Source organism: Colwellia sp. BRX8-7 (genome assembly GCF_014077275.1).
Taxonomy (GTDB): domain Bacteria; phylum Pseudomonadota; class Gammaproteobacteria; order Enterobacterales; family Alteromonadaceae; genus Colwellia_A.
In genome coordinates this window covers 1-581 of sequence record NZ_JACGVP010000087.1, presented here as the reverse complement: position 1 = coordinate 581, position 581 = coordinate 1, and the positions used below count along the sequence as shown (strand labels likewise).

The 581-nt window shown below is 52.0% G+C and carries 1 protein-coding gene; it reads right to left on the bottom strand.

The window, feature by feature from the left end:
• A partial coding sequence (locus H4J57_RS19550; RefSeq protein WP_182244000.1) for a PAS domain-containing protein occupies positions 1-581 on the bottom strand: 581 nt, incomplete at both ends.

Here is a 581-nt window from a genome sequence, read left to right as displayed (position 1 = left end):
TTAGCAAAGCCGGTGAGTTGCTCGGCGCGCTGGTTCCATTCGTTCACCAGACCCGCGGCATCAATCCCAAAAATAGGGGCATTGGCCGTATCGATTAACTGGGTTAAATCATGGGCGACACTTTCCTGCTCAAGGCGGATCTTATTGAGCTCGGTGATATCTTGTCCAACCCCCACAACCCCCATAATATGACCGGCAGCATCCCGGCGTGAAGTGGAGTTCAACAGCACATCCACCCGGTCGCCCGTTTTGGTATACAGCGGGAATTCATAGTTAGCCGACTCTTCACCTTGCAGAGCCTTATCCAATACTTCTTTAACCGAGGCCTTGTAATCATCGGTGATAAACCCGGCCACCAGATCTTTTCCCATGACATCAATCTTAGCAAAGCCGGTGAGTTGCTCGGCGCGCTGGTTCCATTCGTTCACCAGACCTGCGGCATCAATCCCAAAAATCGGGGCATTGGCCGTATCGATTAACTGGGTTAAATCATGGGCGACACTTTCTTGCTCCTTACGGATCTTATTGAGCTCGGTGATATCTTGTCCAACCCCCACAACCCCCACAATACGACCTGCCGC